Source organism: Devosia sp. 1566 (assembly GCF_004005995.1).
Classification (GTDB): domain Bacteria; phylum Pseudomonadota; class Alphaproteobacteria; order Rhizobiales; family Devosiaceae; genus Devosia.
In genome coordinates this window covers 1,137,506-1,155,904 of record NZ_CP034767.1, presented here as the reverse complement: position 1 = coordinate 1,155,904, position 18,399 = coordinate 1,137,506, and the positions used below count along the sequence as shown (strand labels likewise).

15 protein-coding genes and 2 tRNA genes are annotated in these 18,399 nt (G+C 61.8%); 9 read left to right on the top strand and 8 right to left on the bottom strand.

Annotation, left to right across the window (positions count from 1 at the left end; translation table 11 throughout):
* Positions 1–32: 32 nt before the first annotated feature.
* Positions 33–686, bottom strand: coding sequence for a protein-L-isoaspartate O-methyltransferase (locus tag ELX51_RS05595; RefSeq protein ID WP_127752595.1), 654 nt, complete (start codon positions 684–686; stop codon positions 33–35).
* A 349-nt stretch (positions 687–1,035) separates the two neighbouring features.
* Here ELX51_RS05595 and ELX51_RS05590 point away from each other — a divergent pair, with 349 nt between their 5' ends.
* Positions 1,036–2,214, top strand: coding sequence for a GGDEF domain-containing protein (locus tag ELX51_RS05590; RefSeq protein ID WP_127752594.1), 1,179 nt, complete (start codon positions 1,036–1,038; stop codon positions 2,212–2,214).
* Positions 2,215–2,220: 6 nt separating this feature from the next.
* Here the strand turns inward: ELX51_RS05590 and ELX51_RS05585 are convergent, their stop codons facing one another.
* The 3 genes from ELX51_RS05585 to ELX51_RS05575 form a co-directional block, all read right to left on the bottom strand.
* Complete coding sequence (locus ELX51_RS05585; protein ID WP_127752593.1) at positions 2,221–2,436, bottom strand: hypothetical protein; 216 nt, start codon at positions 2,434–2,436, stop codon at positions 2,221–2,223.
* 268 nt (positions 2,437–2,704) lie between these two features.
* On the bottom strand, positions 2,705–5,329 hold the full coding sequence (locus ELX51_RS05580; protein WP_127752592.1) for an Ig-like domain-containing protein: 2,625 nt from the start codon (positions 5,327–5,329) through the stop codon (positions 2,705–2,707).
* 550 nt (positions 5,330–5,879) lie between these two features.
* Positions 5,880–6,983 carry a matrixin family metalloprotease gene (locus tag ELX51_RS05575; RefSeq protein ID WP_164854770.1) on the bottom strand — a complete coding sequence of 368 codons (1,104 nt, stop codon included), beginning with the start codon at positions 6,981–6,983 and terminating at the stop codon, positions 5,880–5,882.
* A 555-nt stretch (positions 6,984–7,538) separates the two neighbouring features.
* On the opposite strand from ELX51_RS05575, the gene ELX51_RS05570 reads away from it, so the two are divergent.
* The 8 genes from ELX51_RS05570 to ELX51_RS05535 all read left to right on the top strand — a co-directional run bounded on the left by ELX51_RS05570 (position 7,539) and on the right by ELX51_RS05535 (position 13,706).
* Positions 7,539–7,612, top strand: a tRNA-Cys gene (locus tag ELX51_RS05570).
* A gap of 135 nt (positions 7,613–7,747) precedes the next feature.
* The gene (locus ELX51_RS05565) at positions 7,748–8,902 is read left to right on the top strand and encodes a benzoate/H(+) symporter BenE family transporter (protein WP_127752590.1); all 1,155 of its coding nucleotides are present in this window, start codon (positions 7,748–7,750) and stop codon (positions 8,900–8,902) included.
* Entirely contained in the window at positions 8,899–9,528 is a 630-nt protein-coding gene (locus ELX51_RS05560) for an NTP transferase domain-containing protein (protein ID WP_164854769.1), read from the top strand. Before ELX51_RS05565 ends, ELX51_RS05560 begins: the two co-directional genes overlap by 4 nt.
* An 81-nt stretch (positions 9,529–9,609) precedes the next feature.
* Positions 9,610–9,685: transfer RNA gene (locus ELX51_RS05555), tRNA-Asn, on the top strand.
* Between the two features lie 114 nt (positions 9,686–9,799).
* Entirely contained in the window at positions 9,800–10,255 is a 456-nt protein-coding gene (locus ELX51_RS05550) for an SRPBCC domain-containing protein (RefSeq protein WP_127752588.1), read from the top strand.
* A gap of 157 nt (positions 10,256–10,412) precedes the next feature.
* Entirely contained in the window at positions 10,413–11,462 is a 1,050-nt protein-coding gene (locus ELX51_RS05545) for a cysteine synthase A (protein WP_127752587.1), read from the top strand.
* A 67-nt stretch (positions 11,463–11,529) separates the two neighbouring features.
* Complete coding sequence (gene cls / locus ELX51_RS05540; RefSeq protein WP_248305255.1) at positions 11,530–12,981, top strand: cardiolipin synthase; 1,452 nt, start codon at positions 11,530–11,532, stop codon at positions 12,979–12,981.
* Positions 12,982–12,989: 8 nt separating this feature from the next.
* Positions 12,990–13,706 carry an alanyl-tRNA editing protein gene (locus ELX51_RS05535; protein WP_127752586.1) on the top strand — a complete coding sequence of 239 codons (717 nt, stop codon included), beginning with the start codon at positions 12,990–12,992 and terminating at the stop codon, positions 13,704–13,706.
* 6 nt (positions 13,707–13,712) lie between these two features.
* On the opposite strand, the gene ELX51_RS05530 is transcribed toward ELX51_RS05535, so the two are convergent.
* The 4 genes from ELX51_RS05530 to ELX51_RS05515 all read right to left on the bottom strand — a co-directional run bounded on the left by ELX51_RS05530 (position 13,713) and on the right by ELX51_RS05515 (position 18,318).
* Complete coding sequence (locus ELX51_RS05530) at positions 13,713–14,753, bottom strand: amino acid ABC transporter substrate-binding protein (protein ID WP_164854768.1); 1,041 nt, start codon at positions 14,751–14,753, stop codon at positions 13,713–13,715.
* 93 nt (positions 14,754–14,846) lie between these two features.
* The gene (locus tag ELX51_RS05525) at positions 14,847–15,647 is read right to left on the bottom strand and encodes an amino acid ABC transporter ATP-binding protein (RefSeq protein ID WP_127752584.1); all 801 of its coding nucleotides are present in this window, start codon (positions 15,645–15,647) and stop codon (positions 14,847–14,849) included.
* A 3-nt stretch (positions 15,648–15,650) separates the two neighbouring features.
* On the bottom strand, positions 15,651–16,778 hold the full coding sequence (locus ELX51_RS05520; protein WP_127752583.1) for an amino acid ABC transporter permease: 1,128 nt from the start codon (positions 16,776–16,778) through the stop codon (positions 15,651–15,653).
* A 4-nt stretch (positions 16,779–16,782) separates the two neighbouring features.
* Positions 16,783–18,318, bottom strand: coding sequence for an ABC transporter permease subunit (locus ELX51_RS05515; protein WP_127752582.1), 1,536 nt, complete (start codon positions 18,316–18,318; stop codon positions 16,783–16,785).
* Between the last annotated feature and the right edge of the window lie 81 nt (positions 18,319–18,399).

Here is an 18,399-nt window from a genome sequence, read left to right as displayed (position 1 = left end):
ACTCGTGCTTTGAACGCAACACTCCAGACACCTCAAAACACGAAGTTTTCTTCGGGTTTGGCGAGCCAGAGCGGCGGCAAATGGGCGTTGAACTCGGCCCGCGCCGCGACGTTGCTGCCGGTGCGGACAAAAAGGTGGGCTACCGCCACGCCTCGATCGCGAATCAAGGCGACCATGCGCCCGTGATCACGCAGCAGCGGATAAAGGTTCTGTGGCGCGGCATCGAGCGTGCCCTCAACGATGATGACGTCGAAATCGCGCCCCGATAGCTGTTCGGGTCCGCCGGCCAGTATCTCAGCATTGGTAATGCCGAGCTCACCGAGGGTAGCGGCAGCCGATTGTGCCAGGCCCTCATCCTCCTCCAGACCTACCACCGAAGCGGCAAGGCCAGCCAGAACTGCAGCCGAATAGCCGGTGGCGCAGCCGATATCGAGCACAGCGTCCCCCCGCTGGACGTCGGCAAGCTGGGCCATGCGGGCAAAAGTGAGTGGCATGGAAAGGAAGCGCTGGCTGTTTTCGCCGAGCGGCTGGATGTCATCGATATAGGCGACCGGCTGGCGCTCGGGCGGAACAAACAGTTCGCGCGGCACCTGGCCCATCTGAGCCAAAAGGCGCCGGTCCACCACGCTATTGGTGCGCAGCTGATTCTCCACCATCTGCTTGCGCGCGCGTTCGTAATCGGTCATCGGCTGGACGTCCTGGCAGGTGATATGCCGGACGTGAATATCCCTGCCCCGGACCGCTGGCAAGCCGCTGGTTTTAACCACGACCGAAAGAATGGTTAATTTTTAGTTAGTGTGTCCGGATCGAGCCGTTGCGCCACAAGGGACCCGGCAGGGGAAGCGTTCCGGAGCTTTGGCGAGCCGCTTCTGTCCGCACCTAGGTGAGCTCAGGGGGCCAGGGAGAGTATACAGCCAGACACAGTGCAGATGAATTGTTAAGGGTAGGAACAATCCAACCAATCAACTTAACCTTTTCTTGGTGACGGTGCAGCGACATGGTCCAGGCCCGCGTTCAGGAAGTGAGTTCGCAGTTGTGACCGGTGAGTTCATTTTCGCGCTGTTGAACCCCGCATTATCGGCAGTTTTGGGGCTAACTTTCCTGCTGCTGTGGCGCCTGCGACCCAACCACGATTACCTTTGCGTTCTGGCGCTGGCCTTTGTGTGCTGCGGAGCGGCCTTTGTCGCCAATGACTTCCTGCAACACTGGGAGGGACCTGGGCTTCGGATCGTGGTCAATCTGCTGTTCACGGTAGCCGTGGGTGCGCTTTGTGTGAGCGCCATGGTGCGAGTTGGCGCGCCGGTTCCGGTTGCGGCCTTTGCCGCCACTAATATGCTCGGGGCGGTGTTGTTCCTGTGGTTCTTGCTGGTTGCCCCCTCAACGGAAGGGCGCATCTATACGGCAAACACCACCCTGGCGATCATGGGTGCCGTGACAGTATGGCAATTGTTGCAAGCGACACCCAAATCAGCGGTGGACTGGTTGTTTGTCGGGCTGGGTGGGCTCCTGGTTACCCTGGCACTGGCACGCCCGCTTGCCACCGTGATGCATGCGCTCGACACCAATGCGGGCGGCTCGCTGCAGGCCTCCGATTATTGGGCGACGGTGCAGGCCATGACCCCGGTGCTCGCCACCACGACGGCCCTGGCATTCTTTGCCGCCTGGACGGTGCGGGCGCTGAGCGAGTTGCGGACGGAGGCCGACCGCGACCACCTGACCGGACTGCTGAACCGGCGGGGATTTGATGCCGGCGTGCACGCCGCAATGGCGGCCCCCGGCGCGGGACGAGCCCAGCCGGCAATCATGCTGGTCGACATCGACAACTTCAAACAGGTCAATGACAACTTTGGCCACATTGCCGGCGACAAGGTGATAGCGGCGGCGAGCAGGGTGCTGGCCAGCTTCGGGCAGACCCCATTGGTGGGCCGGACAGGGGGCGAAGAATTCGCTTTGTTCTTTCCCCAATGCCAGCGCAGCGAGTTGCTGGCGATTGCCGAATCCATCCGCGCCGCATTTCCGCGGGTTCAGATCGCGGGCATGCCCGACGACTATCCCCTCAGCATCAGCATTGGCATCCACTCAAGGCACCAGTCCGAGCCACTCTCGGCCATGGTGGCAAGCGCGGACGAAGCGCTTTATCACGCCAAGACCAGCGGCAAGAACCGGGCCGTGATGGCTCCGATCGCGCTGAAAACCGTCGCCGCCGCTGGGTAGCGGAACTCACCTGTCGTCGAACTGAAGCACAAGGCCGCGGCGAATGCCGTGGTCGCAGACCAGGCGAGACACCATCGCCCGCTCCTTGTCCGCCGCCTTCATCCGCTCCATGGCCAGGCTCACGGCCCGCGACACCGGTAGTACCGGGTGCTTGGAGTTGCGCTCCCGCACGGCCGCCGTGATTGAAGTCTCGACAATGTTGGAGATTTCTCTGCCGTTCATCGCTGTGCTCCGCTGTTGCAGGATACCGGACGAGGGAAACGCCGCTGCGCGCGGTTCCGAAGCGGCCACGAAGTTCAACATCTCTTGACCCCGCGGATGCGGCGGCGGCACCGGCCAGTTGACTGCCAATCGCGAATGGCGACGCCTCCGGGGGGCACGAATCGGAACTCTTGGAGCAAGAGATCATCGCCGGGCTCCTGACAGACGGTGGACAAAGAAGAGCCCCGCCTAGGCGGGGCTCTGAGTTGCTGTTGCTGAACTAGGAGGCTTAGAACAGGGCGCTACCAGCGTCCGTGCCGATCAGAGTGATCGAGCCGCCGTCACCGAGTGTTAAAATGGTGTTGCCGTCGGCAAAACTCCTGGTGAAGCTCTGCCCGCCAAGATCGATGCGGTCGCCCTCACGATGATTGAAGCCTTCGATGCGGTCATTGCCGCCACCTTGTGCGAACATGAACCGGTCCGCTCCCAAGCCACCGGTCAGGGTGTCGTTGCCAACGCCGCCGGTCAGGGTGTCGTTGCCCTGCCCGCCATGGATGAAGTCATTGCCCTGGCCACCGAAGATAATGTCGTCGCCTTGGTTGCCGAACAGCTGATCATCGCCGAAATTACCGTAGATCACGTCGTTGCCGAAGCCGCCGTACAGCAGATCGGCAGCGTCGTCAGTGCTGACCACTCCTTCGCCGCCATACATGACGTCGCTGCCCTGACCTCCGTAGGCAGTGTCGGAGCCTTCGCCGCCAAAGATCTTGTCATCGCCCGCGTTGCCATAGGCTACGTCGTTGCCGCGGCCGCCGTAGACCTCGTCGGCACCATCGTTAGTATCGACGCCAGAGTTGCCGCCATAAACGACGTCATTGTCCTGCCCGCCATAGACGCTGTCAGAACCCAAGCCGCCGAATACAACGTCATTGCCTTGGTTGCCGTAGACGGCGTCGTTGCCAGCACCACCGTAGACGTAATCTGCTCCCTGTCCGCCAGATACGCTGTCGTTGGCATCGCCACCAAACACGATATCGTTGCCCGGCGTACCGGGGTTCACGATGGGAGTGGGTGCTGGTGGCGTCGAAATAACCGTCTGGACGGTGTAGTTTCCGGACACAGCAGTCGCAAGCCCAGCGTTTCCGGCCGAGTCGGACACACCTGACTGGTCAAGCGTGATGATGTTGGTCGCATCAGAAACATTGGCAGAGGGGGTCAGTGTCGCCGTCCAAGTTGCCCCCCCATTTGCCGAAGACAGACCGGAGAGGACGCCATTTTCAACGGTGACATCGGAAATAGTGAAACCCGTCACCGCCTCGCTGAAGGAGAACGTGACAATGGAGGTTTCCCCAACGGTCAGGGCATTATCGCTCAGGGCGATAGTGCCTGTGGGCCGAGCGGTGTCGATAGTGACTACGAGCGCGGCAGAGGACACACCGGTATTTCCTGCTGCGTCGGTGACCTTCGCAGTGATGTTGTGGGCTCCGGCAGCCAGAATTGAGCTGGTGATGGACCAGTTACCACCGTCCGCAACTGTCGTGCCTAACGCCGTAGTCCCGTCGGTGTCGTAAAGCGTGACAGTCGATCCACTCTCGGCGCTTCCCGTGAAAGTCGGAGTGGTGATGTTGGTGAGGTTGTCGCTGTTTGATGCGCCACTGTCGCTTACCGCCTCTAAGTCAGGGACCGACGGGGCGCCGGGCGCAAGGGTATCAAAGGTCAGGCTTGGAGTTGTTCCGGCACCGCCGCTATTCCCAGCAAGATCCTGATAGCTGCCAGCGGCAACGGTGATGCTGGCAGTACCGCCGTTGGTATCAGGGGCAGGCGTGAACGTTGCAGTGCGAGTGAGGCCTGTTCCGGACAGAGCGCCCAGTGTACCGCCGCTTACAACCACGTCACCTGCTGTCCCATTCCAGGTAAAGGTCGCACCTGGGTCTTCGCTAAAGGTGAAAGTGACAGTCGCAGTCTCACCCGCCTTGAGCGTGGTAGCATTGCTGCTGATCGCTACACTGGGCGCCGAGGTATCAATAGTGAGCGACAAAGGGCCCGAAGCTGCGCTGCTATTGCCGGCTGCGTCTGATGCTTTAGCCGTTAACGTGTGGGTTCCGGGCGTTAAGGGTAGTGCAGTGATGGACCAAGTACCCCCAATCGCGGTTGCCGAGCCTAACGCAGTGGCGCCGTCACTGTCGTACAATGTTACCACGGATCCGCTCGCGGCAGTTCCGCTGAACGTGGGTGTGTTGTCGTTCGTGATGCCGTCGCTGTCTGACGCCCCAGTGTCGCTTGCTGCAATCAAGACGGGCGTAGATGGAGCCGTTGGCACTTGCGTATCAAAGACCAAGCTTGGGCTCGCTCCAGCGCTGCCGCTGTTACCCGCCACATCTTCGTAGCTACTAGCCGCAACTGTGATACTGGCTGTCCCCGCATTGGTGTCTGCCGATGGCGTGAATATTGCCGTACGTGTAAGGCCAGTACCCGAGATTGAGCCAACTGTGCCACCGGTTACGAGCACATCACCTGGATCAAAGGTTGAACCCGGGTCCTCGCTGAAAGTGAAGGTGATGGTGGCGGTTTCACCTGCCTTCAGCGTGGACGCACTGCTAGCGATCGTCACGGCCGGGGCTGTCGTATCCAGTACATAGGCCCGTTGTGCTGCGGCGCCAGCATCGGTGCCGTCAACCACCCTGACCTTGAGGACATTCGAACCAGCAAGAATGACCCCCGGTATCGAAAAGGTGGTAGAGTCAATAGTGGCAGCACCCGAGGTCCAACTAGCCCCGTTATCGAGCGAGAACTGGACAGTTTCACCAGCGGCCAAGGCAGCGCTGAGTGTGCCTGAAATTGTCTGTGACGCGATGTTGGTGATAAAATCAGACCCCGAAGCGCCCATGTCAGCTGAAAAGGCAATCGAGTTCACGGTTGTGGTAGGTACAGGCAATGTATGGCCTTAAGATCGTGGTGGTGCTTTGGCGGACGCCGGTCCGACATGTACATGTACGATTCCATTACAAATACCTAACGTCGTCTGGTCCGCTTTGCGGCTAGCGCAGAACACTCACGCAGGCTCTGAGCATCCGACGGGATCCATGATCATCGCCGCGACGGTGGCCGCCGGCGCCGTCCCCTGTGATCCTCCCTTCAGAGCGCCGGGCGAAACGCCTAGCGCGATCTGGGTATTGTTTCGCCGGTAAAACCAGTTGCTGGCCCACCCAAAGACGAAGGTCAGTTCCCACCACATGAGATCGCCCTCCCCGGCAGCGTGGCGTTCACGCAGGCGCGTACAAAGTGGTCTGAAATAACCATCACCACGCCCAGGCTTTAATCCCGGTCATGTGCCTCGCGACATATCGGCCGGTCCCAACGGGGGATCCGGACCAACCAGAGGGTGCAGTGATCCATGTGTACCGCCCAAAGAAAAGCCCCACCGAAGCGGGGCTTAAGTAGCTGCGTGTTTTGACTAGAGGGCCCTAGAACAGCTGGCTACCGGCGTCCGTGCCGATCAGAGTGATCGTGCCGCCGTCGCCGAGTGTGAGAATGGTGTTGCCCTCGGCGAAAGCGCGGGTAGAGGTCTGACCACCCAGGTCGAGGCGATCACCCTCACTGAAGTTGAAACCTTCGATGCGGTCGCTGCCGCCGCCCTCGGCGAACACAAAGCGATCTGCTCCGAGACCGCCGTTCATGGTGTCGTTTGCGACACCGCCGATCAGCGTGTCATCGCCTTGGCCTCCGTGGAGAAAGTCATTCCCCTGCCCGCCATGGAGGTAGTCATTGGCGAAATTTCCGAAAAGCGCATCATCACTCATGTTGCCGAACAGGGCGTCATTGTCCTGCCCACCGTAAAGCGTATCTCGATCCTGCCCGCCGTAAATAGTATCCTGGCCTTCATGGCCAAAAACCAGATCTTCCCCTGGATTGCCATAGAGAAGGTCATCACCACCTGCGCCATACAGCGTGTCCCCGCCGTCGCCTCCCGAGTAAACATCGGCACCGAAGGATCCCTGGAACTGATCAGCGGCTACAGTGCCAAATGTGCGGCCGCTTCTCCCATAGAGATTGATTATGCCCTCAGCGTCCCAGTTGTCCAACTCCATCTGCGGCCCCAAATAAGGATACATCAGGGCTTGAGGGTCGTCGGGATGTCCAAGCCCTAGCGCGTGGCCGATTTCATGCATCGCAACTGCAAAGAAGTTTGTGCCAAAGCCCGCATCGCGTGGATCAGTTGACCAGTTTTCCGCCGAGTCGAAGGCTATCTCAGCCTTGCTCATTTGCCCGTCTTGGAAAAAGGAGTACCTTGCTTCACCCAGCGTGCCCCCTCTACCATCCATGCTGTCCCAGCCCAGACGGATGTTTGTGGAACTGCTGTCGCTAACTTCGACTAAGTCGATATTAGCAAGGCTCTCCCAGCGGTCGAATGCCGCGCGCACCAGCGACTGAAACGCGCCGCCAAGTTGCGCATCGAACATATAAAAGGCCCCAGCAGCTGCTGCTGCGAAGCTCCAGGTGACTTGACCGCCGGAGGTTCCAAGACTTGGATTACCCCATTTGGCACCAGTGAAAACAAAACCGCTCACGAAGTAACTCCAGTCGAATTCGTATCTGCACCATAAATACCTTACCGGCATAAATGGTTTGCACTTCAACTACAACTTCGCGATGCGGCCTGGAGATTCATTTGGAGAAACGTTCTTAACTTGCTGATCGAGCATTTCTTCGGCCATTAAGCCAGGCCCCCGCGCTGCTCGGCATTTGATACCAGGTCGATCGCAGCATATCGAGGATGGCCGCCGTGAGCGGGTTCCCGGTGGATGACGCTACCGACATCCTCGCGTCACTTGATCCAGAACAGCCCAAGGTACGAGTCCTTGCGAAACGCGATCTCCAGATTGTGGTCCCACACCGTTCCGCCTGTGAGCAGCGCGATCTTCTACCTTGTCGATGGAGCGATATGCCAAGCGGACCGAGAAGCGCGTTTCAAGCGCCACCGTGCGCCGCCACGCCCATGTAAAGCGGAACGCTAGCTGAACTCATTTACGAACAGGCACCGGAGCTTTGTTCCGAATGGCGAGCGAAATTGCATCAGCGCTCTTGCGCAAGCCAAGGGGCTAACTTAGAAACCTCGCCGGTGAGGCCACGTGGCGGAGTGGTGACGCAGCGGATTGCAAATCCGTGAACCCCGGTTCAATTCCGGGCGTGGCCTCCAAATCATCATCCCAGGAGCCCGAGCAACCGGCGCCTTGTTGCGGCGCAGCTTGGGCGGTCGCCACTGGGAAGAGCAAGCGTGTCCACCAACACATCAACACAAGACACTGGCTGGCGAATCTATCTGCAGCCAATCATGGCTGGCGCGCTCGCGGCGGTGGTTGGCTATGCCAGCACCTTTGCCGTGGTGCTGGCGGCGCTGACCGCAGCCGGCGCTTCGCCCCAGCAGGCCGGATCGGGGCTGTTTGCTGCGTGCCTGGTGATCGGGGTCCTCAACATTGTGGGCAGCGCAAGGCTGCGCGTGCCGGTGAGCTTTGCCTGGTCAACACCGGGCATGGCGTTCTTGCTGACGGCGGGGGCGACCGAGGGTGGGTTCCCGGCGGTGCTGGGCGGGTTCATGGTGGCAGCCGGGCTGATCGTGCTGACGGGCCTGTTCAAACCCCTGGCGCGGCTGGTGGGCGCGATTCCGGCTCCGATCGCCAACGCCATGCTCGCCGGCATGTTGCTGCCGCTCTGCCTGGTGCCGCTGACCGCCGTGGCGGAACTGCCGGCGCTGGCGCTGCCGATTCTGCTGGCCTGGGTGGTGGCGCTGCGCTTTGCCCGGCGCTATGCGGTGCCGATTGCCGTGGCAGTGACGGCGGCCATGCTGGCGGTATCGACGCATCTGGCGCCCGGCTCGCTCGACGGGACCTGGCCCGCCTTGCTGCCGGTGATGCCACACTTTACTCTGGATGGCGCGCTGCGGCTGGGCCTGCCACTCTTTATCGTCACCATGGCGTCGCAGAATCTGCCCGGGCTCGCAGTGCTGCAGGCCAATGGCTACCACCCGGCGCCCGCGCCATTGTTCACGGTGACGGGGCTGGCCAGCGCCGTTTCGGCGGTGTTCGGCGGGCATACTGTTAATCTGGCCGCGCTGACTGCGGCGATTTGTGCCGGCCCCGAATCCCACCCGGAACCGCAGCATCGCTGGCCCGCGCCAATCGCTGCGGGTGTCGTCTACCTGTTTCTGGGTTTGGCCGCGAGCCTGGCGGCGGCGTTCATTGCCGCTTCGCCGCCCTTGCTGATTCAGACGGTAGCAGGCCTCGCACTGCTGTCGAGCCTCGTGGCGGCGCTGACTGGGGCGCTGGCGGAGGAAGAGGTGCGGCTGCCGGCAATGATGTGCTTCATCACCACGGCTTCCGGCATCACCATCGCCGGACTTGGCGCCCCGTTCTGGGGTCTCGTCGGGGGCATCGGCATGCTGGTGCTGCTGGGCTGGAAGCTGAACCGCAACAGAGCGACGCGCTCGTGACCCTCCCCTTCGGCGTCATCATCGCCGGGGGTGCAGGGCAGCGGCTGGGTGGGGTGCGCAAGGCGGAACTGCGCGTGGGCGGGGTGCGCCTGCTCGAGCGGGTGGCAGCCGCGTTCGGGCTTGTCGCTGCGCCCTTGTTGATTGCGACAGGGCCTCATCGAGCACCGGCTCCACTGCCGGACGGGGCGCTCGCGGTCCCCGACCTCCCTGCCGCTGTTGGCGGCCCGCTGGCTGGGCTGGCGGCTGCGGTGGCAGCACTGAAGCAAAGCGGCATCGAATCGGGGGTACTGGTATCTGCACCGGTGGATACGCCGTTTTTGCCGGCCGGTTTTGCCCAGGTGATAGCCGATGCGCTGGGGCAGGCAGAGGCGATCTATGCAAGGCATGGGCAAGACTTCTACCCGCCGGTTGCCGCGTGGCGGCTGGAGGCGCTGCAATCGCTGCTCGGTGATCTTGGCAGGGGCTGCGCGCCAGCCAGCCTCAAGGCGCTGCACCGGCAGCTGGGTTCGGCGGAACTGGACTGGCCGGCGGGGGAGAATAATCCATTCATCAACATCAACACGCTAGCCGAGCTGCTGGCGGCCGAAAAACGCGAGCGCCAACATAATCCACCGCAAATTTCGTGAACTGGTGGCTTAGGGGGTTGGCAAACCAAATCACATTGGGTACACGGACCACGCCTTCGCAAGAAGGCTTACCGAATGTCTTCCGCGATAGCTCAGTTGGTAGAGCAAGCGGCTGTTAACCGCTGGGTCGTAGGTTCGAGTCCTACTCGCGGAGCCATTCGTTTATCAAGGGTCGAGCCCAGCTCCCCATCTTACCCAGCACCGCATTGAACCAGTTCAGCGACCACGACATTGTGGCCGATGACGCTGGCTTGCACAGAAAGGCTCCACGATGAGCGACGGCATGGACCTCGATGGCGAAAGCCAGATCACTTTGACCCGCACCATCGATGCCGAACTGGCCGATGTGTTTGCTGCCTGGACCGATCCGGCCCTGATCGAGCAGTGGCAGGCCGACTATGCCGAGTTCGACGCCTTTGAAGGCGGGGAATATCGGTTCGTCACCTATGGCGATGACGAAGACCCCGATGAGCATGTGGTCAGCGGGGAAGTGCTGCAGTTCGTCGAAAATCAGCGGCTGGTGCTGTCCTGGGTGCACAAGGACGAGGAAGACGAAGAGAACGAGCTGCTGTTCGTGCTCGATATCGTGTTCGAGGCCGCGGGCGAAGGGCGCACGCGGATTACCCTCACCGAGCGGGGCCTGCCCCATGCCGATCCACAGACGCGCATCTTTTCCATGGAAGCCTGGAGCGCGGCCATGGAGCAGCTGGCCGAAGTGATCGGCTGACACGGGAACAGGGTTCTAGCGGGGAGCGGCTTGCCAGCATGAGGGCCCACGCGAGCCGGTGCGTGGAGAACAGCTTCCCCCAGTGCACCCTTCTGCCTTGTGACACGTTGGGTGCACACCTACACTAAGCTCTCCCCAACCCGAACGCACACGATCCATGGCCAAGCACAAAGACCTGATTTCCGCTATCGGCAACACGCCGCTGATCCGCCTCAACCGTGTTTCCGAGCTGACGGGCTGCGAAATCTGGGGCAAGGCCGAGTTTTTGAACCCCGGCCAGTCGGTCAAGGACCGGGCAGCGCTGTTCATCATCCATGACGCGGTGAAAAGCGGGGCGCTCAAGCCCGGCGGCACGATCGTCGAAGGCACGGCGGGCAATACCGGCATCGGGCTGACGCTGGTGGCTAATTCGCTCGGCTTCAAATCGGTGATCGTGATCCCCGAAACCCAGAGCCAGGAAAAAAAGGACGCCTTGCGCCTGTTTGGCGCCGAGCTGATCGAGGTTCCGGCCAAGCCCTATCGCCACCCCAATAATTACATCAAGGTTTCTGGGCGGCTGGCCGAAAAGCTGGCGCGGGAGTTGCCGGGCGGCGCGATCTGGGCCAACCAGTTCGACAATGTCTCGAACCGGCGCGCGCATGTGGAAACCACCGGTCCCGAAATCTGGCAGCAGACCAATGGCCGGATCGATGGCTTTATCTGCGCGGTGGGCTCGGGCGGCACGCTCGCCGGTGTCGCCGAAGCCCTGCGGGCGCGCAGCTCGGATGTGCGCATCGGGCTGGCTGATCCCGAAGGGGCGGCGCTTTATAGCTATTACACGACGGGCCAGCTGGCGTCCTCGGGCGATTCGATCACCGAGGGCATCGGCCAGGGCCGGATCACGGCCAATCTCGAAGGCCTGACGATCGACAACCCCTACCAGATCCCGGACGCAGAGGCCCTGCCCTATGTGTTCGACCTGCTCGAGCACGAGGGCATTTGCCTTGGCGGTTCGAGCGCGATCAATATCGCGGGCGCCGTGCGCATGGCGCGCGACCTCGGCCCCGGAAAGACGATCGTCACCATACTTTGCGATTACGGCAACCGGTACCAGAGCAAGCTCTATAATCCCGAGTTCCTGCGAGCAAAGGGACTGCCGGTCCCCCGCTGGCTCGAGGAGCGCCCCAGCATCGACATTTCCTCGGTGATGGAAGCAGACCCGGCCTGAGCCACTCCACCATTGTGCCCGGGCCGGCGCCTGCTAGATTGACGCCGCAACAGGTTCGGGCACAGCATTGTTTAGTTTAATAGATATTCTCGACATGGTGGCGGCCGATCTGCACCTGATCGCCATCGCGTCCGCACTGATCTACCTTTTGGCGCTGGTCTGCGCCGTGCGCGAAATCATGAATTCGCGCACCTCGCAGGGCTCCATCGCCTGGCTGCTGTCGCTGCTGCTGCTGCCCTTCCCCACCGCGTTTCTCTACCTGATCTTTGGCTGGAAGTTTTTTGACGACTACGCCACCGACCGCATTCGCAACGGGCGTTCGGCGCGGCCGTTGCGGGCCAAGGATTTGTCGCTGATCGACCGGGAAACCAGCGAGCGCTGGCCGGTGCAAAGCAAGGTTTCCGAAGTGCCGTTTCTCAACGGCAATGAGGTGGAACTGCTGATCGATGGGCAGGCCACCTTCGACTCGATCTTTGCCGGGATAGCGCGGGCCAAGTCTTATCTCCTCGTGCAGTTCTATATCGTGCGCGACGATGCACTGGGCCAGGAACTGGCAGAGCGGCTGATCGAGCGCGCCAAGGCCGGCGTCAAGATCCGCCTGCTGTATGACGATGTGGGCAGCACCGGGATGCCCCGGAAGTATCGCAAGCGCCTGCGCGAAGCGGGTATCAGCGTTGCCGGCTTCAACCAGCGGCACAAATTCCTGCGCATGTATGGGCCCAGCCGCATCAACTATCGCAACCACCGCAAGATCGTGGTGGTGGATGGCGAGGAAGCCTGGGTGGGCGGGCACAATGTGGGGGTGGAGTATATCGGCCTCGACAAGCGGTTCGGCCATTGGCGCGATACCCATGTGAAGGTATCGGGTCCGGCCGCGCTTGGCTGCGCGCTGCTGTTCCGCGAAGATTGGGAATGGGCGACGGGGGAAGTTCTGCCCTCGACGCCCCCCGAAGTGGTCAAGACGCCGGGCGACGAATCGGTGCTGGTGATGGGCAGCGGGCCGGCCGACAAGCTCGAGGAATGCGCCATCGCCTTTACCGATATCATCGGGCGGGCGCGCGAGCGGCTGTGGATCGTGAGCCCCTATTTCGTGCCCGACACCGATATCCGCACGGCGCTGTTTGCCGCACGGCTACGGGGCGTTGATGTGCGGATCATGCTGCCCAATGTGCCCGACCACAAAATGGTGTGGCTCGCCAGCATTGCCCATGCCGATGCGATGGTGGAGCATGGCGTGTCCATCTACCGCTATGTGAACGGCTTCCTGCACCAGAAGGTGGTGCTGATGGATGACCAGATCGCATCGGTGGGCAGTGTCAATTTCGACAACCGATCCTTTGCGATCAATTTCGAGATCACCTTGTGGTTCGCCGATCCCAAATCGATCCAGGCGGTGGAATCCATGCTGATCCAGGATTTCGAGGGCTGCCGGCAGGTGGACATGGAAGAAGTCACCACCCGCAGCCTGCCGATGCGCTTCCTGACGCAGGCGGCGCGCCTGCTTTCCCCCCTGCTTTGAGTGCCGAGATGACCCAGTTCCTGTTTCGCGACGATAGCTATCTTCGCTCCACCGCTGCCACCGTGACGGCGATCACGCCCGAAGGCGGGATCGTGCTGGATCGGACGGTGTTTTATGCCACCTCGGGCGGGCAGCCGGGCGATAGCGGCACGCTGCAGCGGGCGGAAGGCTCGGCAATCAGTATTGCGACGGCCGTTCACCCCGATGGCGACAAGACGCAGATCGTGCATGTGCCCGAGGCTGGGGCGGCGCTGCCGGAGGTGGGGGAAGAAGTTGTGCTCGAGCTCGACTGGGAGCGACGCTACCGGCTGATGCGCATGCATAGCGCGCTGCATCTGCTGTCGGTCGCCCTGCCCTTCCCCGTGACTGGCGGCTCGATCGGGGCGGACAAGGGGCGGCTGGATTTCCAGATGCCAGAAGTGCCCGGGGACATGGCGGCAGTGGAAGCGGCGCTCAACGCCATGGTGGAAGCGGCGCACCCCATCAGCCAGGAATGGATCAGCGACGCGGAAATGGAAGCCAATCCCGAGTTGATCAAGACCATGAACGTCAAGCCACCGACGGGGCAAGGCCGGGTGCGGCTGATCCGGATCGGTTCGATCGACCTGCAGCCTTGTGGGGGCACGCATGTGGCCAATACGAGCGAGATCGGCAAACTGGCGATCGGTAAGATCGAGAATAAAGGCAAGCAGAACAGGCGCGTAAACCTGCTTTTTGCCGATTAGATTCCGCTACAAGACAGGGGGCGCATATAGAAGCCCACCATTGCTCCAGAGCGCGTTTTGACCGCGCAGCAGCGCCGCCCCGGTTTGCGGTCCGAAATGGCGGTCGTAGAGTTCGGCATAATTGCCGATGGCGCGGACAACATCGCTCATGAAGGTGCGCCGGAGGCCCAGCGGCGTGCCGAAATCACCATCCACCCCCAGCAGGCGCCGCACGGCGGGAGTGCGGGCATTGGCCAGGGAGTTGGTGTTAAGGGCGGTGATGCCCACTTCCTCGGCGTTGATCAGGGCAAAGATGGTCCATTTAACGATGTTGAACCATTGATCGTCACCGGCGCGGACGGCCGGGCCCAATAGCTCCTTGGAAATGCGCTCGGGCAGGATGCGATGGTTGGCCGGCTCGGGCAGATCGCGGCGCATTGCCTGCAGCTGGCGGCCTGATGCCGAGACGGCCTGGCACAGGCCGGCCCGATAAGCGACCGACAGATCGGCCACGTCCTCATAGGGCACTTCGGTATAGCTGGCCTGGTTGAGGAAAAAGAATTCCTGCACGCGCTCGAGCTCTTCGCCGCCATCGATCACGCAGATGCTGATCTCGTCGAGCTCAAAGGCGGAAACCACGCCCAGCGACTGCGGGACCATGAAGGCTTGCCCGTCGAAAAAGGCGGTGGCAACAAAGCTCGCGCCAAAGAGCGTATCGCGCCGCTGCGTCCAGGAGCCATTGCGGGTGAGCACATCGACCTGCCCGGTCTGGAGCGGGGCAAAGCGGCTTTCGCCGCGCAGGGCGCGAAACTCGATGAGGTTGGGGTCACCGAACACCGCGGCAGCAATGCCGCGGCACAAATCGACGTCAAAACCCGACCAGCGCCCTTCGGCATCCTGCTGGGCAAAGCCGGGCAAGGGGCTGGTGGCACCGCAGATCAGAAAGCCGCGGTCGCGCACGGTTTGCAGGGTTTGCGCCTGCGCCGCGCCAGTGCTGGCGAGCGCCAACGCGCAAAGACCGGCCAGCGCTATGGCAATCCGCAGCAACAGCTTGGAAAAACGGCTCAATACGATGTCTTGCTCCATTGCGCGCCCATATTGGACCGGGCCGCCAGTGGGTCAATCCATCAGTGGCTGATCTTCACCAAAGAGCGTGCGGCATTAATGCAGGATCTGGCTCAAAAAGAGACGGGTCCGCTCATGCTGTGGCGCCGAGAAGAAGGCTTCGGGCTCGTTTTGCTCGATGATCTGGCCCTGGTCCATGAAGATGACCCGGTTGGCGACCTGCCGGGCGAACCCCATTTCGTGGGTGACACAGATCATGGTCATGCCTTCTTCGGCGAGCGAGATCATCACATCCAGTACTTCCTTGACCATTTCAGGGTCGAGCGCGGAGGTCGGCTCGTCAAAGAGCATGATCCGGGGCTGCATGCAGAGCGAGCGGGCAATGGCGACACGCTGCTGCTGGCCGCCGGACAGCTGGCCGGGGAATTTGTTGGCCTGTTCGGGGATCTTGACGCGCTCGAGATAATGCATGGCCGTGGCTTCCGCCTCGGCCTTGGGGATGCCTCGCACCCAGATGGGTGCGAGGGTCAGGTTCTGCAGAATGGTCAGGTGCGGAAAGAGGTTGAAGTGCTGGAACACCATGCCGACTTCCCGGCGCACCTCATCGATGCGCTTGAGATCGGCCGTCAGTTCGGTGCCGTTGACGATGATCCGCCCTTCCTGGTGCTCTTCGAGGCGGTTGATGCAGCGGATCAGGGTGGATTTGCCCGAGCCCGAGGGCCCGGCAATGACGATGCGCTCACCCTGCATGACACGGAGGTTAATGTCGCGCAGAACATGGAAATCGGCATACCATTTGTGCATGCCGATCACGTCAATGGCCACGTCCGTCTTGGAGACCTGCATGCCCTCGGTGCGGATATCACGTTCCACCGTGGTTTCGGAAACTTGGCTCATAACTTACCTCTTGTGCCCGGTATCCAGCCGACGCTCCATCCAGAGCGAATAGCGGGACATAGCGAAACAGAAAATCCAGAACATGAAGGCGGCAAAGATATAGCCGGTCACGGCCTGGGTTGGAGATGCCCAATCGATATCGGCGCTGGCGGCCTGCACGGTGCCGAGCAAATCGAAAATGCCGACGATGGAGACCAGCGACGTATCCTTGAACAAGGCAATGAAGTTGTTCACCAGGCCCGGAATGACGTGCTTGAGCGCCTGGGGCAGGATGATGAAGTACATCCGCTTCCAGTAGCCCAGCCCCAGGGCCGCCGCCGCCTCGTACTGCCCGCGCGGTAGCGCCTGAAGGCCGCCACGCACCGTTTCGGCCACATAGGCCGAGGTGAAGAGCGTGACGCCCACCAAGGCGCGCAGCAGCTTGTCCACCGTCGTGCCGGCCGGCATGAACAGCGGCAGCATGATCGATGCCATGAAGAGCACCGAGATCAGCGGCACGGCGCGCCAGAGCTCGATGAACATGACGCAGAGCGTCTTGATGATGGGCAGCTTGGACTGCCGGCCGAGGGCAAGCAGGACCCCGATCGGGAAGGAGCAGATGATGCCCACCAAAGAAATGATGAGCGTGACCATGAGGCCACCCCAATCACCGGTAGGCACGGTGCGCAGGCCGAAAACGCCGCCATGCAGCAGGTAGAAGCTGACCACCGGGAACACCAGGAAGAACAGCAGGGCAGTGGTGCGCTTGAAGGGTGCCGCGGGCGTCAGCAGCGAAACGATGAGCACCGCCAGCAGGGCAAAGACGAGGTTGGGCCGCCAGTACTGGTCGATGGGGTAGAAGCCGTAGATGAAGAAGTTGAAGCGGGCATAGATATAGGCCCAGCAGGCGCCTGCCCCTTCGTCGCGGCATTCAAGAACGGTGCCCGTTGGCCCCACGGCGTGGCCGATGATGAAGTTGTAGATCGGCGGGACGGCCCAGAGGAGGAACAGCATCCCGATGATGGTGTAGAGCGCGTCGGTCGGAGTGGCGAAGAGGTTCCGCTGCAGCCAAAGGATGGGGCCGCCGGTGCGGCCGGGAGCCGGTTTGGAGGCGATGAAGTCCTTGCGGACAAAGCCGAGATCTGTGGTCATGGTTCTAGCGCTCCACCAGGGCCACGCGGCCATTGTACCAGTTCATGAATGCCGAGGTGAGCAGCGAGATGGTGAGATAGACCGCCATGGTCAGGGCAACCACCTCGATGGCCTTGCCGGTCTGGTTGAGCGTAGTGCCCATGAAGACGTTCACCAGTTCGGGATAGCCGATCGCCGCGCCAAGCGAGGAGTTCTTGGTGAGGTTGAGATATTGGCTGGTCAGCGGCGGCACGATGACGCGCATGGCCTGGGGAATGATAACCAGGCGCAGCCGATCACCTTCCTTGAGGCCGAGCGACTGGGCCGCCTCGGTCTGGCCCTTGCTGACGGCGCGAATGCCGCCACGGACGTTCTCGGCGATAAAGGCGGCCGTATAGATGGCCAAGCCGAAGACCAGAGCGACAAGTTCGGGCGGGAGCTGGACGCCGCCGCGGAAGTTGAAGCGCTGCAGTTCGGGCACTTCAAAGGCCAACTCGGCACCGATGAGATAGTAGAGCAGCAGGGGAATGCCGGCGACCACCAGGATGGGCAGCGCCGTGGGGAACTTGCTATCGTCGGCGGGCGTGTCGCTGATGCGGACCAGGGTGAGCCAGCCGACGGTCAGCCCGAGAAGCGCCGCACCGACATAGAGGACCACGGCGGGCAGCCACGCGAACATGCCCTGCAGCAGGAAGACCAGGACGATCCAGCTGAGGGCGAAAGCGACGAATCCCCCGGCATAGGGGCGGAGCGCCGTAAAGGTCAGACCCGCTAACACCGCGCCGCCGAGCGCGGCAACGGCCGGCTGGCCGAGGGCGGGCAGCAGCGTGCCGATCAGGGCGAAGGCAAGGTAGCCCAGGGCAAACATGACGATCGCATTGGCAATGCGGGCAGCCAGCACAATGGCGGCAGGATAGTGCCCGGTCAGGGTGCGCTGGCGCGTGGCCCATACGCCGATAGCGATGGCGGCGAGGAGGCAGATGCCGAAAGCCACCGCAACCCAGATGAACTCGTGGTCCGGCAAGGGTTTTGGCACCATGATGCCACGCTGGTTGACATAGACTCCCAGGGGCAGGAGGAAGCTGTCGCGCACGGCCGGCATGGCCTTGAGCACCGCGAAATACCAGAAGAAGAGCTGCAGCAGCAGGGGGATGTTGCGGATGGTCTCGATATAGACCGTAGCCACACGGGCAATCAGCCAGTTGGACGAAAGGCGCGCGATGCCGAGGGCAAAGCCGATGATCGTAGCGAAGAAGATGCCGATCACGGCGACGAGCAGCGTATTGAGCAGGCCGGCGAGAAAGGCCTCCCAATAGAGCGAGGTGCGGCTCCAGGGGATCAGCGTGAAGCTGATATCGAAACCAGCGGTGCGAAACAGGAAATCGAAGCCGGTGGTCTTGTTCTGGGCGGCGAGGTTCTGGGCGGTGTTGAGAATGATCCAGCCGAAAAAGGCGATCACCGCCGCCGCAACGAGAACTTGGTAGATAATGCCCCGGATTACCGGGTCATTCACCAAGGAGCTGCGCGGCGCTCTGGTGCCGAGGGTTTCTTGCATGGCCATGTGGCATGCGGTCCTTTCATGATGAACCCGGGTTGCAAAAGGATATGGAAGCACAAGGCAGTCGGCCCTGCATGGCAGAAA